Raw genomic sequence first — 19,145 nt, 5'->3', positions numbered from 1 at the left:
CGGCGACACAGGTGCAGCCATGGACATGCCGACCACCCCGACGCCCGACGCCAGCAGCGACCGTCCCGCCACCCAGCGGAGCGCGGTGAAGCCCGCCCGCGGGCCGGCGCGGGGCGCCTCCACCATGGCGGCGATCCACCGGTCGCTGCGCGCGGAGATCGTGGAGATGCGCCGCAATCCGGGCGAACCCATCGTCGAGAAGCACATCGCCGAAGCCTTCGGCGTCAGCCGCACCCCGGTGCGCGAGGCGCTGCAACGGCTGGCCGACGAGGGGCTGATCGAGATCTTCCCGCAGGTCGGCACCTTCGTCGCCCGCATCCCGGTGAACGCCCTGCCGGAGGCCATCGTCATCCGCACCTCGCTGGAGGGCACCGCCGTCCGCTACGCGGCGCAGCGCGCCACCGGCAGCCAGATCGCCGGCCTGCGGGCCAATCTGCTGCTCCAGCAGGAGACGGTGGAGGACGGCGACCTCAACGCCTTCCACGAGGCCGACGAACGGTTCCACGCCCTGATCGCGGAGATCGCCGGCTATCCCGGCCTGTGGAGCATGGCGCAGCAGGTGAAGGTGCAGGTGGACCGCTACCGCCGCCTGACCCTGCCGGAGCCGGGGCGCCTCACCCATGTGCTGGCCGAGCACGCGGCGATCGTGGACGCCATCGCCGACGCCGACCCGGCGCTGGCCGCCGACCGCATGGCCGTTCACCTGGACGGCCTGCTGACCTCGATCCCCCAGGCCCAGGGGGCGAACCCGTTCTTCTTCACTGGTCCCTGATTTGGCCCCTGATTTGGCCCCCACCGGCCCCGAAAAACACACACGAGGATACCGCCATGAAGATCACCGTCCGCCACGCGTCACACCAGGATGACGTCCGCAACTACGACACCACCAAGCTGCGCGACCATTTCCTCGTCCCGTCCATCTTCGAGGCGGACGACATCGTCCTCACCTACAGCCACATCGACCGCTTCGTGGTCGGCGGCGCCATGCCGGTGTCCGGCCCGCTGAAGCTGGAGTCGGCCAAGGCCATCGGCTCGGCCAACTTCCTCGACCGGCGCGAGCTGGGCGCCGTCAACGTCGGCGGCCCGGGGCGCATCACGGTGGACGGCGCGGTGTTCGAGCTGGCCCCGCGCGACTGCCTCTACATCACCATGGGCAGCCTGGACGTCCGATTCGAGAGCCTGGACCCGGCCAACCCGGCGAAGTTCTACCTGAACAGCGCCCCGGCCCATGCCCGCTTCGAGACGATGAAGATCTCCATCGCGCAGGCCAAGGCCGTGCACATGGGCGACCCGGCCCAGTCGAACGAGCGCACCATCTACCAGATGATCCACCCGGACGTCTGCCGCACCGCGCAGCTCGTGCTCGGCATGACCGTGCTGAAGCCGAACAACATGTGGAACACCATGCCGTGCCACACGCACGACCGCCGCTGCGAGGTCTATTTCTACTTCGACCTGCCGGAACCGGCCCGCGTCTTCCACTTCATGGGCGAGCCCACCGAGACGCGCCACATCGTCGTCGCCAACGAGCAGGCGGTGATCTCGCCGAGCTGGTCGATCCACTCCGGCGTCGGCACCCGCAACTACACCTTCATCTGGGCCATGGCCGGCGACAACCAGGACTTCACCGACATGGACTTCATCCCCATGGAAGACCTGCGCTGATCCCCGGACGCCAAGAATAAGGAGCAAGACAATGGCTCAGGCACATCCCTTCGATCTCACCGGCAAGGTCGCCCTGGTGACCGGCGCCCACACCGGCATCGGCCAGGGCATCGCCCTGGCGCTGGCCCAGGCCGGCGCCGACATCGCCGCCGTCGACGTCATCCCCCTCGACGAGACCAAAAGCCTCGTCGAGGCCACGGGCCGCCGCTTCCACGCCATGACCGCCGACCTGACCAGCATCGCCCCGGTGCAGGGTCTGGTGGAGGAGGCGGTGGGCACGCTCGGCGGGCTGGACATCCTCGTCAACAACGCCGGGATGATCCGCCGCGCCGACGCCGTCGATTTCACCGAGGCCGACTGGGACCTCGTGATGAACATCAACATCAAGACGGTCTTCTTCCTCTGCCAGGCCTTCGGCCGCTACGCCATCGGCCAGGGCCGCAAGGGCAAGATCATCAACATCGCCTCTATGCTGTCCTTCCAGGGCGGCATCCGGGTGCCCTCCTACACCGCCTCCAAGAGCGGCGTGGCCGGCATCACCCGCCTGCTCGCCAACGAATGGGCGGGCAAGGGCATCAACGTGAACGCCATCGCGCCGGGCTACGTCGCCACCAACAACACGGCGGCGATCCGCGCCGACGAGCAGCGCAGCGCGGAGATCCTGGGCCGCATCCCGGCGGGCCGCTGGAGCGTCCCCGCCGATATGGGCGGCCCGGCGGTGTTCCTGGCCTCCGACGCGTCGGACTACATCCACGGCACGATCCTGCCGGTGGACGGCGGCTGGCTGGCCCGCTGAGGCGGGGATCGCCGGTTCGGTGACGAAGGCCGGGACGACGGCCGGGCGCCCGCAGGGGCGCCCGGCTTTTTTACGGCCATCCGGGGGCGGTCCCCCTCGCCTCACCGCGGCGGCGCGATCACCGCGACGGCTCCCGGCCGCACGCGGAAGCGCGCCGGGGTATGGGTGGTGATGTCGCCGTCCGTGTTCACCGGGCGGCGGTGGCGGGTGGTGATCTCCACCTCCTGCCCGTACCAGGCATGGACGTTCTTCCAGTGGCCGTGCCGCCCGCGGCGGAAGTCCGGGTACAGCAGGGGCCACTCCCACCAGCCGCGCAGGTCGATGCTGTAGACGTCCAGCTGCCCGTCGTCGGGGGCGGCGTTCTCCTGAACGGTCATGCCGCCGCCGTAATGGCGCCCGTTGCCGACGCCGATCTGCACCGACTTGACGCGGTGCCGCGCTCCGTTGATGCGGATCTCGGCGCGGAAGGGTGCCATGCGCCGCGCCACGCGGAAGGCCGCCACGGCGTAGCCGAACACACCCCAGCGCCGCTTCATCTCGCGCGTCAGCTCACGGGCCAGTTCGACGCTGAGGCCGATGCTGGCGACGTTGAAGAAGGGCACGCCGTTGACCTCACCGAGGTCGATCCGGCGGATCGGGCCGCTGACCGCCAGCTTCGCCGCCTCCCGCATGTCCAACGGAATGCCCAGCGTGCGCGCCAGATCGTTCGCCGTGCCCATCGGCAGGATGGCGAGCGGCAGACCAGTGTCGGCCAGCGCCGGAGCGGCGGCGTTCAGCGTGCCGTCGCCGCCCCCGATGATGACCATGTCCACGGAATCGGCATGGTCGCGGATCGCCTCGGCGATGTCCTCGCGCTCGCGGCACTCGGCGCGGACCAGGGCGACACCCGCCGTCGCGGCCTCCTCCCGGATGTCGTCGAGCGCGCGCTGCCCCTGGCGGGCTTTTCCGTTGACGATCAGCAGCGCGCGGCGCCGGTCGGCGCTCAGCGTCGGCCTCCCACCTCGTCCAGATGCTCGAGCAGGCTGGCGGGGTCCTCATAGACGCGGAAGGCGCCGGCCCGCTCCAGCTCGTCCTGCCCGTAGCCGCCGGACAGCAGCCCGATGCTCAGCGCGCGGGCACGCCGCGCGGCCAGGATGTCCCACACGCTGTCGCCGACCACGATGGCCGTTTCGATGGCGACGCCCAGCCGCTCCGCCGCCGCCAGGAACAGGTCGGGGTCGGGCTTGGCGTATTTCACCTGATCGCGCGTCACCACCGGCACCGTGTCCGGGTCGACGCCCAGGGCCTCCAGGCCGGAGCGCGCCGTCTCGATCCGCCCGCTGGTCGCGATGGCCCAGGGGATGCCCGCCGCCGTCAGGTGGGACAGCAGCTCCTGCGCGCCGGGCAGCGGGCGGACGCGCCCGGCCAGCCCGCGGAACGCCTCGGCGTGGCGGCGGCGCAGCCGCTCCAGAAGCTCCGGGCTGATGGCGAGGCCGGTCTCGCGCAGCAGCATGTTGGCGAACAGGCCGCCGCTCATGCCGATCTTGCGGTGGATGCGCCAGACCGACAGCTCGATCCCCTCATGGTCCAGCGCCTCCTGCCAGGCCAGCACATGCTGGTAGACGCTGTCGATCAGCGTGCCGTCGAGGTCGAACAGGAAAGCCGTGTTGATGCGGTCCATGGCGTGTGTCCCCAAGGCTGAATCCCGCTCCGGCGGAGCCGGCCCCAGTGAGTTGGTGGCAGCCCCGCTGCGCCGCAACGTCCCCCCGGTGGCAATTCTGCGCTCCCGCCGGGACCGGGGCGTTGCGGAACTTCGGAGCCGCTTCCGCGTCAAGCTCATGCTGCCCAACCGGCAGCGCGGCGCAACGGCGGGGAGCGGATGACCTTGGCACAGCGTGAGGACGCGAACGGAAATTGGCGCTGGTCCATCGACCGGATGACGCTCGGCCTCTGGCTGGTTGGCCTGCTGGCCGCCCTGGCCGTCCTATGGGGCCTCGGCGCGGCCTCGCCGGTGCTCATTCCGCTGGCCGGAGCCTTCTTCGTGGCGGTCGCCGTGGCGCCGGTCGGGCGCTGGGTGCGCGACCGGGTGCCGCCGCGGCTGGCCCTGCTCGGCCCGCTCGCCGCCATGCTGACGGTGCTGCTGGTGCTGGCCGTCTTCGCCGGGGGCCTGTGGTTCGTCGGCCAGCGCGTGGCCGGCGAGGTGCCGCGCCACGCCGAGGAGCTGCAACGCCTGTGGGAGCAGGCGAACGGCTGGATCGACGGTCTGCGCGAACGGTTTCTCGGCGGTTCGGGCGGCAATGGCAGCGACAACGGAGGCGGCGGGGCGGAGGCGCTGTCCGGCCTCGTCGCGTCGGTGCTGGCGGCGGCGCGGGAGGCCGTCTCGACGCTGGTCATCGTCCTGTTCCTCGCCCTGCTGATGCTGGTCGAGGCGCCGGTCTGGCGGGAGAAGATCGTCAAGACGCTGGGGCCGGAGCGCTGCGCCACCACCGTCACCGCGGTCACCGCCATCGCCCAGCAGTTCCGCCGTTTCCTGCTGGTCAGCACGACGCTGGGGCTGATCACCGGGGCGCTCTACATCGGCTGGCTGTCGCTGTTCGGAATCGATTTCCTGTTCCTGTGGGGCTTCCTGGCCTTCCTGCTGAACTACATCCCGGTGATCGGGTCGGTGGGAGCGGCCACGCTGCCCGTGCTGATGGCGCTGGCCCAGGGCGGATCGACCACCGCCCTGATGGTCGCGGGCGGGCTGCTGGTGATCGAGCAGGTGATGGGCAACTTCATCGGTCCGCGGCTGGAGGGCAGGCAGCTCGCCATCTCGCCTCTGGTGATCGTCAGTTCGCTGCTGCTGTGGAGCTGGCTGTGGGGGGCCGCCGGGACCGTGCTGGCGGTGCCGATGACCGTCCTGATCGCCATCGCACTCAGCCACATCGACGCGCTGCGCCCCTTCGCCTTCGTGCTCAGCGACAAGAGCGACCGCCGGCGTTTCGAGGCGCGCACGCGGCCGGAATAACGCAGCGCTGTTATCTCCGTTATTTTTCTGACGCCCCCCTCTCTTGACAGGTTTCCCGGCCCTCCCCACGTCTCCGGGACCTGTGATCCGGGCCCCTCTGGCGACTTAGACGTGGTCGCGATGTCGGATCTCTTCACCTGCTCTTGCGCCGACGGGCGTGACCGCACTTGGAGGGACTGAATGCTCCCATGGACCCGCGATCTCCAGACCTCTCCCACACCCTCCACACCTGTCCGGCCCCCTCCGGACGCCGCCGCCCAGCCAATGGACGACGCGCCGGGGCACGCCCGGACCATCCCTCAAACCACCGAGAGCACGAGCACCGCCATGGACCAGACCGAACGCCAGATCATTGACGACCTCTTCGCCAAGCTGCGTCAGGCCGAGGCCCAGTCCGGCCCCCGCGACCCGCAGGCCGAAGCCCACATCCGCGACACCATCGCCCGCCAGCCGGGCGCGCCCTACCTGATGGCGCAGACCATCGTCATGCTGGAGCAGGCGCTCGCCGCCTCGCAGAACCAGAACCAGGAGTTGGAGCGCCAGCTTCAGGAGCGCCCGGCCGCGGCGGCCGGCGGCGGCGGCATCTTCGGCGGCCTGTTCGGTGGCGGCGCCGCCGCCAAGCCCGCCCCGGCTCCGCAGCAGCGCCCCGGCGGCTCCCCCTGGGGTCAAGCGCCCGGCGCCGCCCCGGCCTACGGCGACCCGCGCGTCGCGGCCTACGCCCAGCAGCCGCAGCGGGCCGGCGGCGGCTTCATGGCCGGCGCCATGCAGACCGCCATGGGCGTGGCCGGCGGCATGCTGATCGGCAGTGCGCTGTCCAGCGCCTTCTCCGGCGGCGGCGAGGCCATCGCCCAGGAGGCCCAGGGCGCCGTCGATCAGGTGGCCGAGGAGATCCCCAGCGAAGAGGATTCGTGGGGCGGTTTCGGCGGGGACGAGGAATTCTGATCCCCGTGGGGACCGGCCGGGCGGCCTCCCCCCACCGCCCGGCCGGTCCCCGGCCCCCCTCCCCGTCTTGAGAGCGGACCGGAAATTATCGTTCGTGGTCCCGTCCGCGACACTTTTCCGATTCCGGACCGCCCCGGCGCTCATCTCCTTGCTTTTTGCAGGCCGGCCGACCGTCCGCCTTGCCAGCAATTTCATGCGCATCTAGTTTCCTTCAAGAGAACGCCCCGTTACTCCCCCACCCGATCAAGAAGGGGTGAAGCACAGGGCAAGGAAAAGCGGACACGCCGAACCATCGCACGGCGCGCGGAACCCTGCCGCGCGCAACGCCCGAGCTTTGCGCCACGGTTGATTTCCGCTTTTTCAAAAAGAAAAAGAGCTGGAGGAAACCGTGCAACTGTTCGACCATCCCGATTTCGACGACCATGAGCAGGTGGTCTTCTGCTCCGACGCCGCATCCGGCCTGCGCGCCATCGTCGCCGTCCACGACACCGCGCTCGGCCCGGCGCTGGGCGGCTGCCGCATGTGGCCCTACGCCAGCGACGAGGAGGCCCTGCGCGATGTGCTGCGCCTGTCGCGCGGCATGACCTACAAGTCGGCCCTGGCCGGCCTGCCGCTGGGCGGCGGCAAGTCGGTCATCATCGGCAACCCGCGCACCGACAAGAGCGAGGCGCTGCTGCGCGCCATGGGGCGCCACGTCGAACGGCTGGGTGGGCGCTACATCGTCGCCGAGGATTCCGGAACCGGGGTTCCCGACATCAAGACCATGGCGCTGGAAACCGCCCATGTCTCCGGCGTGGTCGAGAAGGCGACCGCGGGCGGCGGCACGCGCAGCGGCGACCCCTCCCCCTCCACCGCTTACGGCGTCTTTGTCGGGCTTCGGGCGGCGGTGCGCCATCGCCTGCACCGCACCGACCTGGAGGGGCTGACCGTCGCCATCCAGGGCGTGGGGAGCGTCGGCGGGCATCTCGCCCGCTATCTGGCCGAGGCCGGGGCGCGGCTGTGGGTCGCCGACATCGACGAGGCGCAGGCCCGCCGCGTGGCCGACCGCGTCGGCGCCACCCCGGTGCCCGCCGACGCCATCTTCGACCTGGAGGTGGACGTCTTCGCCCCCTGCGCGCTGGGCGCCGTCCTGAACGACGGCACGATCCCGCGGCTGACCTGCCCGGTCGTCGCGGGTGCTGCCAACAACCAGCTCGCCGAGGCCCGGCACGGGCAGGCGCTGGCCGACCGCGGCATCCTCTATGCCCCCGATTACGTCATCAACGCCGGCGGGGTGATCGACGTCTATTACGAGCGCGCCGGTTACGACCACGCCCGCGTGATGACCCACATCGAGCGGATCGCCGACACGCTGACGGAGATCTTCGCCCGCGCCGACATGGAGCGCAAACCGACCGCCGCCGTCGCCGACCGGATGGCCCGCCAGCGCATAGGCCGCGCACGCTGAAACGGCCTTAACGCGCCGCGGCCAGCACCGGGAAGGCGTCCAGGAGGCCGGTCAGCAGGATCTGGACGCCGACGCAGAACAGCAGGAAGGCGAACAGCCGCGTCAGCACGCGGGCGCGGGTGTGGCCGAGCAGCGCCACCAGCCGGTCGGCGGAGCGGTAGGACAGCCAGATCAGCAGCGCGATGGCCAGCGCCGCCGCCGACACGCCGATGAAGAATTCGGTGAGCCCTTCGCTCCCCCTGGGGCGGGTGGCGCCCAGAGCGATGGCGACGGAGATGGTGCCGGGACCGGTGGTGAAGGGGATGGTCAGGGGAAAGAAGGCCGACTCCCCGACATCGGACTCCCCCGCCTCCTCCGCCGGGGCGGCCTGCTCCTGCTTGCGGGCCTCGTGCGCTTCCGGCGCGCTCAGCAGCGCCCAGGCACGCTCCGCCACCACGAAGCCGCCGGCGATCCGCAGCGCCGCCAGCGAGATTCCAAAGAAGTTCAGCACATAGGACCCCGCCCACAGGGCCGTCAGCATGACGATGGCCGAATAGACGGCGACCAGCGTGGCGAGCTGCGCGCGCTCCTTCGGGCTGCGCTCCGCCGTGACCTGACTGAAGATCAGCGCCATGGCGATGGGGTTGACGATCGAGAACAGCGCCGTGAAGGCGAGAAGGAAGCTGTCGAACATGGGACGGGCCGACCTTTGCCTTGGCGGTTGGCGGGGCTCACCGCCGTGGTACAGGCCGGCCCGTCCCTTGGCAAGGCGCCATGATTTCCCAAACTTCGTTGTTCAGGGACGAAACGCCGCTCTTGCCGTTCGGCCGGCAAGACGGCCACACTCCCCCCTGCGGGGAAGGCTTCGTGACGTGATTCCGGAGGAGTTGCGATGGGTCGGCGAACACGGCGATGGGTTCTGGCTCTTCTGCTGACCGGGCTGCTTCCGGCGGCCCTGCCCACGCGGGCGGAAACACCGGCCCAGTTCCGGGCGGCGGTGTCGCAGATTGCCTACGCCGATCCGGGCACGGGCAAGACGGTGCCGATCCTGCTGCTCTACCCGACGCGCGACCACGTCCAGCCGATCCGCCGGGGCCCCTATCACCTGAACGTCGCCCCGGAAGGCGGGCTCGCTCTGGATTCCGTGCCGCTGGTGATGATGACCCAGGGACCGTCGCGCAACGGGCTGGCGATGGTCAGCGTCGCCCTGTTCCTGGCGCGACGCGGGATGATGACCGCCCTCGTGACCCATCTCGGCGGCATGGAACCGGGCGCTGACCCCAGGGCCGGCAAGGGCGACCGGATCGGCACCGTGCCGCTGTGGCCGGAGCTGCCGCTGCAGCTCCGCGCGGCACTGGACGCCGTGCTGGACTCCTCGCCGATGGGTTTCCGGGTGGACCGGCAGCGCATCGGCGTGCTCGGCTACGCGGCCGGTGGCCATGCGGCGCTGGCGGCGGCGGGCGGGGTCGCCGATCCGGGGCGGCTGGCCCAGATCTGCGCCACCCATCCCGACGACCGGACCCTCTGCCCGGCGGGCGCCAAGACCGCCGCCGCGACCGCGCCGAAGCGGCTGGAGGCCGCCACCGACCCCCGCATCCGGTCGCTGCTGCTGATGGACCCGGTCGGCGCGCTGTTCGGGGACGGCGCGCTGTCCCACGTCACCGTCCCGGTCCGGCTCTACGAGGCGGAGAAGGGCGACGAGAGCGGCGCCCTCCAAGTGGCGCGGGTGCGCAGCCTGCTGCCCCGGCCGCCGGAATACGACCTCGTTCCCGGCGCCGGCCACTACGCCTTCCTGACGCCGGTCCCGGCCAGCGCCGCCGCCCGCTTCGGCGCGACGGTGCAGGACCCGCCCGGCTTCGACCGCGCCGGCTTCCACGCGCGGCTGAACGACGAGGTCCTCGACTATTTCCGGCGGACGCTCAACGCCGCGCCCTGACCCACCGGGGCCGGAACGCCGCCCAACACCTGCCGACCATCAAGAAAAACGGAAACGCACCATGACGACGATGACCTTGAAAGATGCCCTGGCCGAGGTTCTGGACCCGCGGGACCGGACCGTGGTGGATGTCGGCTGCGGCGATGGGTCGCTGACCCGCCACTTCGCGGGGCTCGGCGCCCGGGCCATCGGCATCGAGATCAGCGAGGGCCAGCTTGCCCGCGCCCGCAAGGCGGAGCCGGTGGCCGGAGCCGACTACCGCGTCGGCAAGGGTGAGGCGCTGCCCCTGGAGGACGCGTCGGTGGATGCCATCGTCTACTCCAACAGCTTCCACCACCTGCCGCTGGCGGTCATGGCCGACGCGATGGCCGAGGCGGCGCGGGCACTGAAGCCCGGCGGCACGCTGGTGGTGGTCGAGCCGATCGCCGAGGGCGCCTATTTCGAGGTCATCCTGCCCATCGAGGACGAGACGGAGGTGCGCGCCGCCGCCTACGACACGCTGAAGCACCCGCCGCTGCCGCTGCAGGCGGTGGAGGAGACGGTCTACGGCACGGTGGTGCGCTACCGCGACGCCGATCATTACCTGACCCACGTCACCGCCGTGGACCCGGCGCGGCGCGAGCGCCTGCCCCCGGTGGAGGCCGAGGTCCGCCGCCGCTTCGCCGCCAACGGGCGGACCGACGCGGAGGGGATGACCGCCTTCGACCAGCCGATGCGGCGCATGGTCTTCAAGAGGCTGCCGTAAGCACGGACCGCTTGGCGGCGACACGGCGGCGTGCCAGCATGAGCGCCGCCGTTTGGTCACAGGCGCGCCATCGCGCGTCCGGGGCATAGTGGAGCGGCGTAACCCTTTCGAAGGCCGAAGACCATGCCCCACCCTGCCTTGTCCCGCTCCGGCCTGCCCCGCTTCGGCTTGTCCGCCGCCGTCCTGCTCCTCCCGGCGGCCTTGTTTCTGACCGGCTGCGGCGTGGTGGTCGCCACGGTGGACACGGCGGCCAGCGTCGCCGGGTCCGCGGTCAGCGTCGCTGGCGACGTGGTGTCGGCCACGGCCCACGTGGCGACCGCGCCCTTCCGAGGCGGCGACGACACGAAGGACGAGTAACGCTCAGCGCCGGACGCTCACCTCCGGAACAGGCGGCGCCACCAGGGGCTCTGCCGCCGCGCCAGTTCGGTCACCAGAATGCGGCACTGGTCGCGCATCGCCTCATAGGCGGCGACCTCGGCCTCGCGGTCGCGGCGCAGGCCGTCCAGCGTGCCGGTCAACCGCTCCAACCGCTTTTCCAGCTCCGCGCCGGTCCGGCGCTCCTGCTCCAAGGCCGCCTGCGCCTCCTCGCTGCGGCGTTCCGCCGACTCGATGCGCTGGCGGAAGCCGCGCTCCCGCGCCTCCGTGTCGGCGATCAGCCGTTCCACGAGGCCGCCGATGCGCTTGCGCTCCGCCTCCCGGTCGGCCTGGAGGCGGTCCAGCGCCACCGCGTGGGACAAGCGCAGGGCGGCGATCTCCGCGTTCACCGCGGACAGCCGATCCTCCGCGTCCTGAAGCGCGCGGGCCATGCCCTGCTCGCGCGCCGAGGTCTCGGCGATCAGCGTCTCGACGAGCTGGTTGATGCGGTCGCGCTCCGCCTCGCGGTCGCCCTGGAGGGTCCCGACCTCCCCGGAACGCGCCCGCTCCACCTCCCCGATGGCCTCGCGCCAGCGTTCACGCTCGGAGGCGTGCTCGGCGATCACCCGCAGCCGCTCCGCCCGTTCGCTGTCCGCCGCGGCCTCCGCCTTGGCGATCTGTTCGCCGAGCGTGGCGACCTGATCGCCATAGACGCGCAAGAGTTGCGTGGTTTCCTCCGACGGCGCCTTCGCCGAGCGCTGACGGGTGGTCCGCTTGGCCGGCGCCGCGGGCGGAGGTGTCGTATCCTCGGCGTTGGAGAGCGGCATCATCTCGGTCATCGCGGCTTATCCTGACAGTCGGGCCTGCACCGCCACAGTAGCGCGTCCGGCGCGCCGCGCACAGGAACCTTTTTTATGGGCCGGAGCCGGAGACGGTCCGGCAAAAAGCACTGCCGAGAATTCGTTTTGTATTTTCAGGAATTTCGTCGGCAAGTTTTCCAAAATCAAGTTTGTTAACGGGTTTTAAAACCGCTTTAACGCCGACTCCCACCTCTCGCCAAGGTATTAACACCAACGATTGACAGTACGGATTTCGATTGGTTTTTTGAATGATGTTTGCAGGCGCGAAAAAGACTTTTCCTAAAAAGCAAATCAATCGCCCTGGTCGATCCGATGCTGCGGAGAACCCCATGCGTGCTGTTCTGGTTGAACCGAACCCCCTGATCGCCGACGCGCTCGGCCGTCAGCTCGGCATGGGGAAGATCCGCTACGACCGCCAGGACTGGGCCGGGCTGGAGGAGCTTCTGCGACAGCAGGGGGCGGAAGGACTTGGCTACGACGCCATCGTCCTGGGCAGCGTCGACGATCCGGCGCGCTGCGTGGCGGCGCTGCGGGCGCATCAGGTCGGGGCGGCGATCCTCTGCCTGCTCGACCGGCGCTGCGTGGCGACGACGGTGGAGCTGCTGCACGCCGGGGCCGACGACGTGCTGGTCAAGCCGGTGGTCAGCGCCGAGGTGCGGGCGCGCATCGAGGTGGCGCGGCGGCGCTCGCGCGGCCTGCTGAGCAACGCGGTGCGGGTCGGCCGGCTGACGGTGTTCCTCGACGGGCGCGACCCGGAGGTCGGCGGCGAGCGGCTGCGGCTGAGCCAGCGCGAGCACGCCATCCTCGGCGTGCTCGCCGCCCACCACCGCCGCGTGGTCTCCAAGGAGCACATCTACGACGAGGTCTACGGCCTGTCCGGTGCCGACCCGCTGGACAAGGTCATCGACGTCTACATCTGCAAGCTCCGCAAGAAGATCGCCGAGGCCACCGGCGGCGCCCGCTACATCGAGACCGTCTACGGACGCGGCTACAAGTTCGAGGCCCCGCCCGAGCATGAGGACCCTGCCCCGGCCCTGCCGGCGCGCCGCGTGCTGCCGGGGTATGTGGGGTTTGGGCGCGGGGGTGGCGAGGCGCGGCTGGCGGGGTGAGGGAGAGGTGCTCGCGTCGGGCCCCCACCCTACCCCGACCAGTCCGCGCTGAGCGCCTCCTCCTCCAGATCCAGCCAAGCCCCGGCCAGCGCTCCCACCGTCAGGTCGCCGCCCAGGCCCGCGTCGCCCATGGCGCCGGCGAATCCGTCCTGCATGTCGGCCAGCGCGGCGGAGGACAGGCCGCCGCCGGTCTGCAGCGTCACGTCGAACCGCCGCCCCTCCCCCGCCGCGACGAGCTGCACCGCCCCCAGCGCCGGGAGCCGCATCTGCAGGACCAGAGCGCTTCCCGTCTGAAGGTCCGCCCCGTCGGAAATGGCGCAGAGCAGGCCGCGGCAGCCGCCCGCCGCCGTGCCGTCCATCACCGGGATGCTCATCACCCGCCACTCCCGCCCGTCGGCGGTGCGGCGGTGGCGCGGCGCCAGCGCCATATCGAGATCGTCCAGCAGCGCACCTCCGTCGAGCTGCTCCAGCAGCCGGCAGCGTTTCGGCCCCAGCCACGCCCGCGCGCCGTTGGCGGTCGCCGCCAGGAAGAAGGCCAGCCCGAGGCCGAAGGTGGAATCGCAGCGCGGCAACCCGCCGCGCAGTTCCTGCGCCGCCCGCGGGTCCAGCGCCTCGACCACCGCCAGCAGATGGCCAACCTCGGCGACCGCGTCCGGCATCAGCACACCCATCCGTAGACGGCCATCAATAGACGACGGCGTCCGACTCGTCCGTTTGCGGAAGGACGATCGCTCCGTCGTCGGCCATGGCCTTGGCGACCTGCACGATCTCCGCCTGCGCCTCATTCACGTCGCGCATCCGCACCGGCCCCATGTTCTCGATCTCGTCCTGGAGGATCATGCGGGCGCGCTCGGACAGGACGGACAGGAAATGGTCGCGCTGCAGCGCCTCCGCGCCCTTCAGCGCGATGGCGAGCTGGCCGGTGTCGCAGCGCCGGATCACCGCCTGGAGCGACACCCGGTCGAGCCGCAGCAGATCCTCGAAGGTGAACATGAGCTGGCGGATGCGGTGGGTCGAATCCGGCATCACCGCGTCCAGGTCGGTGAAGATGTCCGCCATGGTGTCGCGGTCGATGCGGTTGAAGATGTCGGCCATCCGCTCGTGCGTGTCGGCGCCGTGGGTGCGGGCGTAGTTGGCCATGAACTCGTTGTGCAGGATGGATTCGATGTCCAGCAGCACCTCGCGCTGCACGGATTCGATCTGGATCATCCGCTCGATCACCTCCAGCCGCAGCGCCGGGGCCAGCAGCGGCAGCACCTTGGCGGCGTGGTCGCTGCGCATGCGCGACAGGATGACCGCCGCCGTCTGCGGGTACTCGCCCGCCAGATAGGTGGCGAGCACGGCCTCGTTCACGTTGGACATCTTCTCCCACATGGTGCGGCCCGCCGGGCCGCGGATCTCGCCCATGATCTCCGACACGCGGTCGTCGGGCAGGAAGCGGGAGAGCATGCGCTCCGTGCTGTCGTAGGAGCCGACGACGGAGCCGGTGTTGGCGAAGCGCTCCGTGAAGCTGCGCAGCAGCGCCTCGACGAGGTTGGAGGTGACGTTGCCCAGGCTGGCCATGGCGCGGCTGACCATGCGGATCTCGTCGTCGTCCAGCTTCTCCATCAGGCGGGAGCCGCGCTCCTCGCCCAGCGCCAGGAAGATCACCGCGGTCCTCTCCGACCCGCTCAGGCTCTTGAAATTGTCTCGGATCTTGATCGGCATGCCCATGCTGGCACCTCAGAAGAAGCGGTCGGCGGTCAGGGTGGAGTGGTCGGAATCGTCATCCCGCTCCAGCGGGCGGTCGCCCTGCAGGCGGTCGTGACGGAAGACGTTCGCCAGGACGCTGCCGGCGACCAGCACCATGCGGTGCGGCACCAGCGGGTTCGGGTCGAGCGCGTTCAGGAGGGTGACGACGGCCGTCTCGTCGTCCACCGTGACGCCCCGCCGTCGGGCGAAGGCGGTCACGCTGTCGGCCATCCCCGACGCCCCGGCGGGGGGTGCGGCGGGCGGCGCCGACAGGCCGGCGGAGGGAACGGCGGGCAGCAGCCGGGGCTCGGTCATCGCGTCAGGTTCCCCCATAGGAGCGGATCAGGCTGTTGGCGATCAGGAACCAGCCGTCAGTCAGCACGAAGAAGATGATCTTGAAGGGCAGCGCGATCATCACCGGCGGCAGCATCATCATGCCCATCGCCATCAGCACCGCCGCCACCACCATGTCGATCACCAGGAAGGGTAGGAAGATCAGGAACCCGATCTCGAAGGCGCGGCGCAGCTCCGACAGCAGGAAGGCCGGGACCAGCACACGCAGGTCGGCGGTGGCCGCCGTCTTCGGCTGCTCCGCCTCCGGCTTGCCGGAGAAGCCGGCGAACGCCGACAGGTCCTTGTCCCGCACCTGGGAGGCCATGAAGTTGCGGAAGGGCTCGACCATCCGCTCCAGCCCCTGCTCCTGGGTCACCTGCTCGTTCAGCATGGGGCGCAGCCCGTCCTGCCACGCCGCGTCGAAGACCGGCCCCATGATGTGGAAGGTCAGGAACATGGCGAGGCTGATCAGCACCATGTTCGGCGGCGACTGCTGAAGCCCGAGCGCGGAGCGCAGCAGCGACAGCACGACGATGATGCGGGTGAAGGAGGTCGCCATGACCAGCAGGCCGGGCGCCACGCTGAGCACCGTCAGCAGGACGATGCCCTGGATGACGCGCCCGGACAGCGACCCGCTCTCCCCCGTGGCGCTGCCGAGCGCGCTGCCGATGGAGGACAGGTCCAGCCCGCTGCCCTGCGCCCAGGCCGCCGCGGGAAGCAGCGCGGCGAAGGCCAGGGCAAGGGCGGGCGGAAGCAGGCGTCGGATCATGGCGGGACCCCGTGGATGCGGCACAAGGGGGGTCAATCAATGGCCAGATCGGTGCGCACGATCTCGGTCAGCGTGACGCCCAGCCGCTGGTCCTCGACGATCACCACCTCGCCGCGGGCGACCAGACGGTGGTTCACCAGGACCTCCACCGGCTCGTCCACCTTGCGCTCCAGCTCCACCACGGCGCCGCGGCCGAGCTTCAGGAGCTGCGCCACCAGCATGCTGGTGCGGCCGAGCACCACCTGCACGTCCACCGGGACGTTGTAGATGGCGTTCATCGATCCTCCGGCGACCGCCGCGGCGGGAATCCCGGCGGCGTCCTTCTCGGCGGGCTTGGCGTCGTCTTCCAGAACGTCGAGGTTCAGTGGGGCCATGATGCGGTGCTTTCCGTGTCGGTGAAGAGGTCATGTTCGGTGGAAAGGGCGGCCAGCGCGCGGTCGCATAGGCCGTCGACGGCGCGCTCCACCGCCGCGGGGTCGTAGCGCAGGCCCCCGGCCTCCCACGCGGCGTCGAGCCCGCCGGGCGCCAGGGAGGGGTCGGCGGCGACCTCCAGCGCGCCCTTGAAGCCAAGCGACTCCGGGTCGGACAGCCGGGCCCGGACGGGCTCCGCCAGATCGGGATGGACGCGCAGCCGCAGCCGCGGCGACCCGCCGGCCAGCCGCAGGGCGTCCGTGGCGAGCCGTTCGGTCTCCGCCGCCCCGATCCGCTCCAGCAACGCCGGGGCGAGGCGGCGGACGAGCGCCAGCATCACCGCCGACCCCTGCGCCTCGACCCCGCGCAGGGCCTCGGCGAAGCGGTCGTCCAATGCGGCGAGTTGCTCGTCGAGGTGGGAGAGCGCTTGCGCCAGAGCGGCGTCGGTGCGGGCCGCGGCCTCCGCCGCCCCCTCGCGCCGGCCCTGCTCCACGCCCTCGGCGAAGGCGCGGACTTCGGCGCCGTGGACCGCGGCCTGAAGGTGGCGTTCGGAATGGACGATCTCGTCGAGCGGATCGACGGGGTCCGGCTCAGGAGGGGCGCCGAACTCCGCCGCCGCCTGCGCCGCCGCCTGGGCCGTGCTGTCGAAGCGCAGGTCGAAGCGGTAACGCGGGTAGCCCATCAGACCGCCTCCTCGTAGAGCCAGGAGCGCAGGATGTCGATCGCCTCATCGGGATACTGGTCGACGATGTCGCCCAGCCGGCGGATGGAGGAGGCGCGCACCCGGCCCTCCACCGTGCGCAGCTCGATGAGCTGGTCCATCGTCTCCTCGATGCCCGGCAGGGCCGCCGCCGGCTCACCCATATCGGCAAGCTGGGCCGCCTGCATGGCGGGATCGCCGCCCATGGCCGGACCGGCGAGCTGCGGCATCGCCGCTCCCGCGGCCAGCGCCGGGGCGGCGGCTTCCGCCGCCACCGGCTCCGGCGCCGGGAAGACGCGGCGGATCAGCGGGCGCAGCCCCAGCACGATCAGCAGCCCGCAGAGCACCAGCAGGATCACCCACTGGATCAGAGTCATCACGTTGCGGCTGAGCGTGTCGACGATCTCCGCCATCGGCTCGCGGGCGCCCAGCTCGGGGGCCAAGTTGACGAACTCCAGGTTGTCGACGGTGACCCGGTCGCCGCGCGCCTCGCTGAACCCCATGGCGGAGCGCACCAGCTCGGTGATGCGCTGCAGCTCCTCGGGCGAGCGGGCCTCGTAGCTGCGGGTGCCGTCCTGCGCCGTCGCCCAGGTGCCGTTGACCAGCACGGCGACGCTGACCCGGCGGATGTCGCCCGGCTCGATCACGGTTTCCCGGGCGACGTTGGAAATCTCGTAATTGATCGTCTCCTCCTGGCGCTTGGAGTCGGAGGAGGAGCGGTTGTTCTGGGCCTGGGCGCGGACCTCGCGCTGCGGCAGGTTCTGCTCGGCGGTGACCGGCGGCTCGCCCGTGCTGTCCAGGCTGCGGTCCTGCTCCTGCACCGTCTGGGTGGAGCGGACGACCTGGCTGTTCGGGTCGAAGCTCTGGCTGCGCACGACCTCGCGCTTGGTTTCGACGTCGACAGCAACCTGAACGCGAACGTTCCCTTGCCCCAGCCGCGCCACCAGCATCTGCTCGATGGCGCGGGAGATGCGCGTCTCATGCCCGGCGCGCAGCCCGTCGACCTTCGCCGAGGAGCGGGCGTCGCCGTCCTCCTCGGTCAGCAGCACCTCGCCGGACGCGTCGAGCACGGTGACGGCGCTCGGCTTCAGGTTGGGCACGGCGGCGGAGACGAGGTGGCGGATCGACAGCGCCTGCCGCCGCTCCAGCGGCGCCCGGCCCCGCATGCGCACCACGATGGAGGCGGTCGGGGTGGGGGCGGCGCGCGAGAACTCCTCACGGTCGGGGAGCACGATGTGGACGCGCGCCGCCTCGATGCCGGACAGCGTCTCGATGGTGCGGGCCAGCTCGCCTTCCATGGCGCGCAGCCGGTTCATCCGCTGCATGAAGCTGGTGATGCCCAGCGGCTTGTCGGTGTCGAACAGCTCGTAGCCGATGCCGCCGCGCGACGGCAGGCCCTTCTCGGCCAGCAGCATGCGCAGCCGCGGCACCTCGGCCTCCGGCACCTGGACGGCGGTGCCGTCGAAGGCGGCGGACACCGGCACGCCCATGGCCTCCACCGCCTTGACGATGCGCCCGGCCTCCGCCGGTTCCAGACCGGTGTAGAGCGGCGTCATGTGCGGCCGCGACAGCAGAACCGCCATGGTGGCGACCGCCAGGACGATGCCGACACCCGTGCCGGCCAGCACCAGAAGGCGCGTGCGCCCAAGCGTCCGCAGATTGTCGATCAGTCCCGTCACGACACCCGCACCTTTAAAGTTTCCGAAAAGCGGGGACCGTAATGTTCACCCCGTGAGCCTTCACAACCTACCGGGATGACTTTTAAGCGGAGTAAAAGCCGCGAAGATAGACCGGAAGGAAGTCGCTAAAACTTGATCGTTTAAAACAGTCTCTCAAATTTTCGGTATTTTGGAGGCGCCGGCCGCGATGAATACAGATGCTGGAAAGGCAAGGACGGGAACGCCGGGCCGGCAGCGGATGTACGTCATCGTGCTGCCGCTGGCCCGGCTGGCGATTGGCGCGGCGGCCCTGTGCGGCGTCGCCGCGGCCGGGTTCGGCGGCTACTGGATGGCCGTCGGGCCGGACGGGGTGGCGCGGCTGTTCGAGGGCACGCCCATCGCCGAGCCGGCCCAGGCGACGCTCGACATGCCGGAGCTGCTGGTGAACCTGCGCCCCGACACGCCGTCGCGCTTCATGAAGATCGGGGTGACGCTGGCGCTGGCGCCCAAGGACCGCGGCCGGGTGGAGCAGGCGATGCCCCACCTCGTCAACGCCCAGCAGGAGTTCCTGCGCAACATCGACCAGCACGACCTGCGCGGCTCCGCCGGTCTGCTGCGGTTGCGCGGGGAGCTGCGCCGCCGCTTCAACCTGATCCTCGGCCCGGACACGGTGTCCGACGTCCTGCTGCGCAGCCTTCTCACCCAATAGCCGACCCAGAGGAAC

Annotated in this window: 23 protein-coding genes; 11 read left to right on the top strand and 12 right to left on the bottom strand. The window is 70.7% G+C overall.

The genetic code is table 11. The annotated features are described in order from the left end of the window. Nucleotides 1-19 precede the first annotated feature (19 nt). From ACFPMG_RS26975 to kduD, 3 genes are read left to right on the top strand one after another with little or no spacing between them, the layout of a single operon-like run. Nucleotides 20-772: a GntR family transcriptional regulator gene (locus ACFPMG_RS26975; RefSeq protein ID WP_376998304.1), complete on the top strand. Its 753-nt coding sequence runs from the start codon at nt 20-22 to the stop codon at nt 770-772. Nucleotides 773-828: 56 nt separating this feature from the next. Further along, complete coding sequence (kduI, locus tag ACFPMG_RS26970; RefSeq protein WP_137117881.1) at nt 829-1,665, top strand: 5-dehydro-4-deoxy-D-glucuronate isomerase; 837 nt, start codon at nt 829-831, stop codon at nt 1,663-1,665. Nucleotides 1,666-1,696: 31 nt separating this feature from the next. Continuing rightward, entirely contained in the window at nt 1,697-2,461 is a 765-nt protein-coding gene (kduD, locus tag ACFPMG_RS26965) for a 2-dehydro-3-deoxy-D-gluconate 5-dehydrogenase KduD (protein ID WP_376998303.1), read from the top strand. A gap of 101 nt (nt 2,462-2,562) precedes the next feature. Here kduD and ACFPMG_RS26960 read toward each other — a convergent pair whose 3' ends face one another. After that, nucleotides 2,563-3,447: a lipid kinase gene (locus tag ACFPMG_RS26960; protein WP_376998427.1), complete on the bottom strand. Its 885-nt coding sequence runs from the start codon at nt 3,445-3,447 to the stop codon at nt 2,563-2,565. Further along, nucleotides 3,444-4,121, bottom strand: coding sequence for an HAD family hydrolase (locus tag ACFPMG_RS26955; RefSeq protein WP_014200114.1), 678 nt, complete (start codon nt 4,119-4,121; stop codon nt 3,444-3,446). The genes ACFPMG_RS26960 and ACFPMG_RS26955 overlap by 4 nt, the downstream gene beginning before the upstream one ends. A gap of 198 nt (nt 4,122-4,319) precedes the next feature. Here ACFPMG_RS26955 and ACFPMG_RS26950 point away from each other — a divergent pair, with 198 nt between their 5' ends. The 3 genes from ACFPMG_RS26950 to ACFPMG_RS26940 all read left to right on the top strand — a co-directional run bounded on the left by ACFPMG_RS26950 (nt 4,320) and on the right by ACFPMG_RS26940 (nt 7,836). Then, nucleotides 4,320-5,447, top strand: a complete 1,128-nt coding sequence (locus tag ACFPMG_RS26950) for an AI-2E family transporter (protein ID WP_376998302.1) — start codon at nt 4,320-4,322, stop codon at nt 5,445-5,447. 180 nt (nt 5,448-5,627) lie between these two features. Next, on the top strand, nt 5,628-6,389 hold the full coding sequence (locus ACFPMG_RS26945; RefSeq protein ID WP_376998301.1) for a DUF2076 domain-containing protein: 762 nt from the start codon (nt 5,628-5,630) through the stop codon (nt 6,387-6,389). A gap of 388 nt (nt 6,390-6,777) precedes the next feature. Beyond that, a complete protein-coding gene (locus ACFPMG_RS26940) occupies nt 6,778-7,836 on the top strand; it encodes a Glu/Leu/Phe/Val dehydrogenase dimerization domain-containing protein (protein WP_376998300.1) in 1,059 nt (352 codons plus the stop codon). Between the two features lie 7 nt (nt 7,837-7,843). Here the strand turns inward: ACFPMG_RS26940 and ACFPMG_RS26935 are convergent, their stop codons facing one another. Beyond that, a complete protein-coding gene (locus ACFPMG_RS26935; RefSeq protein WP_376998299.1) occupies nt 7,844-8,509 on the bottom strand; it encodes a MarC family protein in 666 nt (221 codons plus the stop codon). 198 nt (nt 8,510-8,707) lie between these two features. On the opposite strand from ACFPMG_RS26935, the gene ACFPMG_RS26930 reads away from it, so the two are divergent. The 3 genes from ACFPMG_RS26930 (at nt 8,708) to ACFPMG_RS26920 (ending at nt 10,853) form a co-directional block, all read left to right on the top strand. After that, nucleotides 8,708-9,751 (top strand): alpha/beta hydrolase family protein, encoded by a 1,044-nt coding sequence (locus tag ACFPMG_RS26930; RefSeq protein ID WP_376998298.1) that lies wholly within the window; start codon nt 8,708-8,710, stop codon nt 9,749-9,751. 61 nt (nt 9,752-9,812) lie between these two features. Further along, nucleotides 9,813-10,496 carry a class I SAM-dependent methyltransferase gene (locus ACFPMG_RS26925; RefSeq protein ID WP_376998297.1) on the top strand — a complete coding sequence of 228 codons (684 nt, stop codon included), beginning with the start codon at nt 9,813-9,815 and terminating at the stop codon, nt 10,494-10,496. Nucleotides 10,497-10,619: 123 nt separating this feature from the next. Further along, nucleotides 10,620-10,853: a hypothetical protein gene (locus ACFPMG_RS26920; RefSeq protein WP_376998296.1), complete on the top strand. Its 234-nt coding sequence runs from the start codon at nt 10,620-10,622 to the stop codon at nt 10,851-10,853. Nucleotides 10,854-10,870: 17 nt separating this feature from the next. Here ACFPMG_RS26920 and ACFPMG_RS26915 read toward each other — a convergent pair whose 3' ends face one another. Continuing rightward, entirely contained in the window at nt 10,871-11,689 is an 819-nt protein-coding gene (locus ACFPMG_RS26915) for a coiled-coil domain-containing protein (protein WP_376998295.1), read from the bottom strand. A gap of 73 nt (nt 11,690-11,762) precedes the next feature. Further along, entirely contained in the window at nt 11,763-12,041 is a 279-nt protein-coding gene (locus ACFPMG_RS26910) for a hypothetical protein (RefSeq protein WP_376998294.1), read from the bottom strand. Between ACFPMG_RS26910 and ACFPMG_RS26905 the strand changes: the two genes are divergently transcribed. Further along, complete coding sequence (locus ACFPMG_RS26905) at nt 12,040-12,819, top strand: response regulator transcription factor (protein WP_376998293.1); 780 nt, start codon at nt 12,040-12,042, stop codon at nt 12,817-12,819. The genes ACFPMG_RS26910 and ACFPMG_RS26905 overlap by 2 nt on opposite strands. Before the next feature lie 29 nt (nt 12,820-12,848). On the opposite strand, the gene ACFPMG_RS26900 is transcribed toward ACFPMG_RS26905, so the two are convergent. From ACFPMG_RS26900 to fliF, 7 genes are read right to left on the bottom strand one after another with little or no spacing between them, the layout of a single operon-like run. Further along, nucleotides 12,849-13,478 carry a hypothetical protein gene (locus ACFPMG_RS26900; protein ID WP_376998292.1) on the bottom strand — a complete coding sequence of 210 codons (630 nt, stop codon included), beginning with the start codon at nt 13,476-13,478 and terminating at the stop codon, nt 12,849-12,851. Nucleotides 13,479-13,503: 25 nt separating this feature from the next. After that, on the bottom strand, nt 13,504-14,526 hold the full coding sequence (locus tag ACFPMG_RS26895; protein ID WP_348770970.1) for a flagellar motor switch protein FliG: 1,023 nt from the start codon (nt 14,524-14,526) through the stop codon (nt 13,504-13,506). 15 nt (nt 14,527-14,541) lie between these two features. Continuing rightward, on the bottom strand, nt 14,542-14,865 hold the full coding sequence (locus ACFPMG_RS26890; RefSeq protein WP_051658806.1) for a hypothetical protein: 324 nt from the start codon (nt 14,863-14,865) through the stop codon (nt 14,542-14,544). Nucleotides 14,866-14,869: 4 nt separating this feature from the next. Beyond that, a complete protein-coding gene (gene fliP / locus ACFPMG_RS26885; RefSeq protein ID WP_376998291.1) occupies nt 14,870-15,652 on the bottom strand; it encodes a flagellar type III secretion system pore protein FliP in 783 nt (260 codons plus the stop codon). A gap of 32 nt (nt 15,653-15,684) precedes the next feature. Continuing rightward, entirely contained in the window at nt 15,685-16,026 is a 342-nt protein-coding gene (gene fliN, locus ACFPMG_RS26880) for a flagellar motor switch protein FliN (protein WP_094305794.1), read from the bottom strand. Continuing rightward, nucleotides 16,014-16,745 (bottom strand): FliH/SctL family protein, encoded by a 732-nt coding sequence (locus tag ACFPMG_RS26875; protein WP_376998290.1) that lies wholly within the window; start codon nt 16,743-16,745, stop codon nt 16,014-16,016. The genes fliN and ACFPMG_RS26875 overlap by 13 nt, the downstream gene beginning before the upstream one ends. After that, nucleotides 16,745-18,442: a flagellar basal-body MS-ring/collar protein FliF gene (gene fliF / locus ACFPMG_RS26870; RefSeq protein ID WP_376998289.1), complete on the bottom strand. Its 1,698-nt coding sequence runs from the start codon at nt 18,440-18,442 to the stop codon at nt 16,745-16,747. Before fliF ends, ACFPMG_RS26875 begins: the two co-directional genes overlap by 1 nt. Nucleotides 18,443-18,680: 238 nt before the next feature. On the opposite strand from fliF, the gene ACFPMG_RS26865 reads away from it, so the two are divergent. Beyond that, nucleotides 18,681-19,130: a flagellar basal body-associated FliL family protein gene (locus tag ACFPMG_RS26865; RefSeq protein ID WP_244947804.1), complete on the top strand. Its 450-nt coding sequence runs from the start codon at nt 18,681-18,683 to the stop codon at nt 19,128-19,130. The last annotated feature ends 15 nt before the right edge of the window (nt 19,131-19,145 follow it).

It is taken from the genome of Azospirillum himalayense, assembly GCF_042657465.1.
GTDB lineage: Bacteria > Pseudomonadota > Alphaproteobacteria > Azospirillales > Azospirillaceae > Azospirillum > Azospirillum himalayense.
The sequence above is the reverse complement of the archived record's forward strand: the minus strand, read 5'-3'. Positions and strand labels throughout refer to the sequence as shown.

Bases quoted from the DNA above. Each gene is read 5' to 3' on its own strand.
- ACFPMG_RS26865 (WP_244947804.1), top strand. From the start codon at position 18,681: ATGTACGTCATCGTGCTGCCGCTGGCCCGGCTGGCGATTGGCGCGGCG.
- ACFPMG_RS26915 (WP_376998295.1), bottom strand. From the start codon at position 11,689: ATGACCGAGATGATGCCGCTCTCCAACGCCGAGGATACGACACCTCCG.
- ACFPMG_RS26900 (WP_376998292.1), bottom strand. From the start codon at position 13,478: ATGCCGGACGCGGTCGCCGAGGTTGGCCATCTGCTGGCGGTGGTCGAG.
- ACFPMG_RS26920 (WP_376998296.1), top strand. From the start codon at position 10,620: ATGCCCCACCCTGCCTTGTCCCGCTCCGGCCTGCCCCGCTTCGGCTTG.
- fliN (WP_094305794.1), bottom strand. From the start codon at position 16,026: ATGGCCCCACTGAACCTCGACGTTCTGGAAGACGACGCCAAGCCCGCC.
- ACFPMG_RS26955 (WP_014200114.1), bottom strand. From the start codon at position 4,121: ATGGACCGCATCAACACGGCTTTCCTGTTCGACCTCGACGGCACGCTG.
- ACFPMG_RS26975 (WP_376998304.1), top strand. From the start codon at position 20: ATGGACATGCCGACCACCCCGACGCCCGACGCCAGCAGCGACCGTCCC.
- ACFPMG_RS26930 (WP_376998298.1), top strand. From the start codon at position 8,708: ATGGGTCGGCGAACACGGCGATGGGTTCTGGCTCTTCTGCTGACCGGG.
- kduI (WP_137117881.1), top strand. From the start codon at position 829: ATGAAGATCACCGTCCGCCACGCGTCACACCAGGATGACGTCCGCAAC.
- ACFPMG_RS26945 (WP_376998301.1), top strand. From the start codon at position 5,628: ATGCTCCCATGGACCCGCGATCTCCAGACCTCTCCCACACCCTCCACA.
- ACFPMG_RS26950 (WP_376998302.1), top strand. From the start codon at position 4,320: ATGACCTTGGCACAGCGTGAGGACGCGAACGGAAATTGGCGCTGGTCC.
- ACFPMG_RS26925 (WP_376998297.1), top strand. From the start codon at position 9,813: ATGACGACGATGACCTTGAAAGATGCCCTGGCCGAGGTTCTGGACCCG.
- ACFPMG_RS26910 (WP_376998294.1), bottom strand. From the start codon at position 12,041: ATGGGGTTCTCCGCAGCATCGGATCGACCAGGGCGATTGATTTGCTTT.
- kduD (WP_376998303.1), top strand. From the start codon at position 1,697: ATGGCTCAGGCACATCCCTTCGATCTCACCGGCAAGGTCGCCCTGGTG.
- ACFPMG_RS26935 (WP_376998299.1), bottom strand. From the start codon at position 8,509: ATGTTCGACAGCTTCCTTCTCGCCTTCACGGCGCTGTTCTCGATCGTC.
- ACFPMG_RS26890 (WP_051658806.1), bottom strand. From the start codon at position 14,865: ATGACCGAGCCCCGGCTGCTGCCCGCCGTTCCCTCCGCCGGCCTGTCG.
- ACFPMG_RS26905 (WP_376998293.1), top strand. From the start codon at position 12,040: ATGCGTGCTGTTCTGGTTGAACCGAACCCCCTGATCGCCGACGCGCTC.
- ACFPMG_RS26875 (WP_376998290.1), bottom strand. From the start codon at position 16,745: ATGGGCTACCCGCGTTACCGCTTCGACCTGCGCTTCGACAGCACGGCC.
- ACFPMG_RS26895 (WP_348770970.1), bottom strand. From the start codon at position 14,526: ATGCCGATCAAGATCCGAGACAATTTCAAGAGCCTGAGCGGGTCGGAG.
- fliP (WP_376998291.1), bottom strand. From the start codon at position 15,652: ATGATCCGACGCCTGCTTCCGCCCGCCCTTGCCCTGGCCTTCGCCGCG.